Origin of the sequence: Aeromonas sp., from assembly GCF_050633025.1 — a bacterium.
Classification (GTDB): domain Bacteria; phylum Pseudomonadota; class Gammaproteobacteria; order Enterobacterales; family Aeromonadaceae; genus Aeromonas.
The window spans coordinates 1-4,967 of sequence record NZ_JBODRQ010000186.1; the positions used below are offsets into that span (position 1 = coordinate 1).

Consider the following 4,967-nt stretch of genomic DNA (forward strand, 5'->3'; position numbering starts at 1 on the left):
AATTATCCGAATATGTGATGAAGCGGGGCAGCGGCAACAAGCAGCCCCAGCTAGCCCTCCCCCAACCAAAGGCTGGGTTCTACGCCGCATAGCCGCTCAGGTGATCCGACCTCGCTGTTTTTTTGAACAAACAGGCTGAATCCCTGATGAATAGCCCCTGACAAGCGCGGCCCGCCCCTGTATAGTTCGCCGCATTCAGGTTTTCCATCGGCCCGATCTGCTTATTCACGGGATCGCCTTCTGCAGCGATCTAAGGCCGCATGACCTGTGCAACCATCCCTGATTACCCATGACTTTTTAAGGGGGGACAGATGATCACCGCCTACATTCTCAATAACAAGGTGCTGGACATAGTCACGCTCGGGCCTGACGACATAGTACCTGACAACACGGTCTGGCTGGATGCCTACAAACCGGACACGGCAGAGCGAGAATGGTTGACGGGCCTGTTCCTGGAAGAGGTTCCCGACAAGGAAGAGCTCGATGACATCGAAGCATCAGCCCGTTTCTACTGGGATACCGATGGTCTGCACATCCACTCCCTGTTTCCCCAGCGGATCGGTCGTGACACCAAGGGTGTCCACGTCTCCTTTACCCTGCGCAACAACCTGCTGATCAGCATTCGTGAAGATGACATCGGGCTGGTGCGCCTGCTGCGTCACTATATGCGCCAGGATCGGCTGGAGGTGGAGGATGCCCTCGACATCCTGCTGGAGGTGCAGAACCTCAAGGTAGAATACCTCTCCGACCTTATCGAAGATGGTTACAAGACCTTGGAAAACACCGCCGATCAGATCTTCGAGCCGGATCAGATCAACCCCATGCTGAAAGAGTTGATGGCACAGGAAGAGGCCAACGGCCAGATCCGTCTCTCTCTGCACGATACCCGCCGCGCCCTGCGTTTCCTCAAACGCAGCCTGCGCCAGCGCATGAGCCTTGAGCAGAACAAGTGGATCGACGAGATGCTGCACGACGTGGAATCTCTCTTGCCCCACACCCAGTTCCTGTTCGACAAGATCAACTTCCAGCTGGAGGCCTCCATGGGGGTGACCAATCTGGAGCAGAACAAGGTGATCAAGATCTTCTCGGTAGCCGCCGTGATCTTCCTGCCGCCGACCCTGATCGCCAGCATCTACGGCATGAACTTCGGCCGCATGCCGGAGCTCGCCTGGGAGTATGGTTATCCCATGTCACTGGTGCTGATGGTGATGTCATCGCTCGGCACCGGCCTCTTCTTCAAGCGCAAAGGCTGGCTGTAACGCCGCCGACGCGCGCTGCGATATCTGAAGAAACGGATTGGGGGGGCATGGCCCCCCGATTAATTGGCGCCACACCCAACGCCTTGCAAAGGGCGCTTCGTCGCCCCATATCCCCTTCATCACTCAATTCAAGTGGATAACGGGCAACCATGACCCTCTACCCCGAACACCGATATGACGATCACGGCCAGTTACGCCCGCCTCTCTGGTTCTGGCCCATTGCCCTGTTGCTGACCCGCTCGGTCTGGCTCTTTCTGATGGCGGGAGTGACCCGCGAGAGCGGCAGCGAGATCCTTACCCTCTTTTATCCGGACAAGATCACCCTCTACATCAGCCTGCTGACCGACGTACCCGCCATGCTGGCGTTGCTCGCCTGCGGGGGCACCTATCAGCAGACCCAGAGCATTCGCGCCAGACTCCGGCGCCACAGCCCGCTGCTGCTACTTTGCTCTGCCGTCAGCGGCCTGCTGATGCAACTGCACAGCCTCAATTTGCAGAAGTGGTCGTTCAGCTGGCCCACCGCACTGGTGCTGGTCGCCAGCCTCTGGGCGCTCTGGTATCTGCTGCGCAGTCGCCAGCTACGGGAATATGCCGCAGATCAGCCCCACTGACGGGGCTGACACCTATTGGCGAGTGACCCGGATCTGCAGGGTCTGGCGCTCGCTCTGGCTGCCTCGCCCGCCCTGTAGCTGGGTGCCGAGGCTGCTCCCCTGATCCGCTGAGCTGGTCGAGAGCTCCCCCACCGTCAACCACTGGCCCGGGGCCCCGCTCACCTCGGTGGCACTCTGCCCACGATTGATGGTGCCCTGATCCAGCCTCGCCTGTTCGCTGCTCAGCTCAATCTGCACCCGATCGCCAATCAAGGTGGCCGTGGCATAGAGGCCGTTCACCAGCGGCATCATCCCCACCACCGCGCCCCCGTTCCATTGATAGAAGGTGACCGGCTGATAGGAGCCCATCTGCAGCAGCACGGGACGCCCCGAAAGCCCGCGCACCTGCCAGCTGTCGTTCTGGCTGCGCTGGTACTGCCGGGCGTTGCCATCGATCAGCCACTGCCGCTTGGCCTCATCGCGACTGATTGAGCCCCCCAGTTGCTGACCGCTGGCCGCACCATCGACCCGCCACTCGATAAGCAGGCTTTGCGGTGGCTGGTTGATCTGCGCCAGCGTGGCTTCGGCTTCCTGCAGCTGGGCTGGCGTCCCGCTCAGCACCAGCTGATTACCCATGGCGCTGACCCCAAGCTGGGGATAGATCTCCTTGAGGGTCTGCACCGCCGCCTGCGCCTCGAAGACCGGGATCACTTTCACCTCGGCCCGTAGCGGCAGGCACCAAAGCCCCCACAGCAGCCAGAGTCCAAACCCGCGCCATCTTCTCATCTTGCCCTCCCGTCCCACTTGTCGGTCCTTCACGTCATCGGCCTGCTCATCACCTCGTCATCATGGGCCATCCCGCCCGCTTTTCAATGATTTTGCCCGTGAGCGGTGAACACCGTGCAGGTCAGGCCCTTCATTTTTCGATGAAAAGAGCGGAGATAGATCAGGCAATACAAATAAAAATAATTATCATTTGTTGTCATAAAAAAATAGCTCGGATACAATTCAGTCTCATTTTTTCGAGCTTGCCGTCGATGAAGACAGTGACCGCCGCCCCCGCCGCCATCCACCTTGCCCTGCTGGTCAATATGCTCTCCATGGGCAGCATGATGATGGTGATGCCCCTTGGGCCGGCTCTGGTCACCAGCCTCGGCATGGCACCGGAGCAGACCGGCTATTTCAGCGGCGGCGCCACTCTGGGGGCCGCCCTGATGGGCCTCATCGCCGCCCCCTGGCTCGACCGGGTCAATCGCAAGCCCGCGTTGCTGGTGCTGCTGACCTTGCGTTTTCTGCTGTTGATGGCCTGCGCCCTGGTGCAAAACAGCCAGCAGCTGCTGGTGTTGTTCGTCCTGTCGGGCTGTGTGGCCGGGCCGCTTGCCGCCATCCTGATGGCAGCCGTACTGGATCTGGTGCCGCCTGCCGAGCGAGGTCGCCGCCTCGCCTACGTGGGCATGGCTTTCTCGCTGGCCGCCATCCTGGTGGTGCCCCTTGCCCTGCTCCTGGCCCAGTGGTTCGGCTGGCAGAGCCCCTTCCTGCTGTTTGGCCTCTGCGGCCTGCTGCTGGCCTTGTTCTGCACCATGCTGTTCCCTTCACTACCGGTCAGTCGTGCCCCTCACGGCAGCGGGTTGCGGCAGTTGCTGGGCTCCCCGCTCTGCCAGAGCGCCCTGTTCATCCTCTGCCTGCAGATGTTCGGTCACTTCTTGCTGATCCCACATTTTGCCAACTACTTCCAGTTCAACCTCGCCTTCCCCCGCGAGCAGATTGCCACCCTCTATTTGTGCGGCGGCTTCGCCAGCATGGCCACCATGCGACTGTGCGGTGGCTGGATTGATCAGGGCCGGGCTCAGGGCGCCATCTTGATCACCAGCCTGCTGCTGGCACTGATTACACTGCTCGGTTTTGCCCTGCCGGTCGACATGCCCGTCTACCTGCTGTTCACCCTCTTCATGGCCCTGAGCTCGGCCCGTTCCAGTACCACCCTCGCCATCACGGCGGCAATTCCTGCGCCCCATCAGCGCGCCGCCTTTATGTCATTTCAGGGGACGGTCACCAACGTGGCAGCCGGCCTTGGCAGCCTGCTCTCGGCCAGGTTGCTGGTATCGGATCAGAACGGCGTCCTGCACGGAGTTGACCACCTGGCTTGGATCAATATCGGCTGCGGCCTGCTGGCCTGCTGCGGTGTCTGGCTTCTGCTAAAGGGGCTGGCACAGACAAGGAATAACAATAACCCCGAGTCTGGACCTGCCAGACAAGGAAGTCAGTGAGCCACCGGCCCCAGAGCCGGACCCCATAACCTCTGTTTGATTCATGGAGTTTTGACAATGCAGTTGCAGCCTGGCGTATTTCGCTTGAACCCGATCCTGCTCTCACTTGGTCTGTGTGCCCTGCCGGGCCTGGCCCAGGCCGAGTCCCCCAAAGCCAACGAAACCATGGTGGTGACCGCCACCCAGACCAAGCATTCTGAACTGTCTGCACCGGCCAGCGTCTCCGTGGTGACCCGCGCCGAACTGGACAAGATGAACGCCAGTACCCTGGCCGATGCCATCAAAGGCGTAACAGGTGTTCACATTTATCCTGGCAACACCAATGGCCGTCAGGAGATTCGCCTGCGCGGTCTGGAGAGCGACTATACCCTATTGCTGGTAAATGGCCGCCGTATCAACTCCCGTGAAGCGCTCACTTCCGGTTATGCCAATGACTTCGATGTCTCCACCATTCCGGTCGCGGCCATCGAGCGGATTGAAGTCCTGCGCGGCCCCATCTCTTCCCTGTATGGTGCCGATGCACTGGGTGGAGTAGTGAACGTCATTCTTCGTAAACCCACCGAACAAACCAAAGGCTCGGCCTCATACACCTTCAGCACCCCGACCGATGGTCACAATGGCGATGCCAACAAGGGCAGCGCCTATCTGAGCGGCTCTCTCATTGACAACAAACTGCTGGGCAACGTCATCGTCGAAGGTCTGCATCGCGATGCCTGGCAGAGCGAGCAGAGCATCAATCCGAACACCGATGCCCTGGAGAAGCGTGAAAAGTGGAGCGCCATCACCAACCTGACCTGGCTCATCGATCAGGATCAGGATCTGGAGCTGGCCGCCATCTTCGCCAAAGACGA

General features: G+C 60.2%; 5 protein-coding genes. 4 read left to right on the top strand and 1 reads right to left on the bottom strand.

All coding sequences use genetic code 11. The annotated features are described in order from the left end of the window. Positions 1-311: 311 nt before the first annotated feature. Both corA and ACRAUW_RS16715 read left to right on the top strand, forming a co-directional pair. On the top strand, positions 312-1,259 hold the full coding sequence (gene corA / locus ACRAUW_RS16710) for a magnesium/cobalt transporter CorA (protein WP_005337059.1): 948 nt from the start codon (positions 312-314) through the stop codon (positions 1,257-1,259). Positions 1,260-1,408: 149 nt separating this feature from the next. Beyond that, entirely contained in the window at positions 1,409-1,870 is a 462-nt protein-coding gene (locus ACRAUW_RS16715; RefSeq protein WP_042023947.1) for a DUF2919 domain-containing protein, read from the top strand. A 12-nt stretch (positions 1,871-1,882) separates the two neighbouring features. On the opposite strand, the gene ACRAUW_RS16720 is transcribed toward ACRAUW_RS16715, so the two are convergent. Then, on the bottom strand, positions 1,883-2,635 hold the full coding sequence (locus ACRAUW_RS16720) for a hypothetical protein (protein ID WP_431363179.1): 753 nt from the start codon (positions 2,633-2,635) through the stop codon (positions 1,883-1,885). Between the two features lie 251 nt (positions 2,636-2,886). Between ACRAUW_RS16720 and ACRAUW_RS16725 the strand changes: the two genes are divergently transcribed. Further along, a complete protein-coding gene (locus ACRAUW_RS16725) occupies positions 2,887-4,116 on the top strand; it encodes an MFS transporter (RefSeq protein ID WP_431363180.1) in 1,230 nt (409 codons plus the stop codon). Between the two features lie 57 nt (positions 4,117-4,173). Further along, a partial coding sequence (locus ACRAUW_RS16730) for a TonB-dependent receptor plug domain-containing protein (RefSeq protein ID WP_431363181.1) occupies positions 4,174-4,967 on the top strand: 794 nt, incomplete at its 3' end.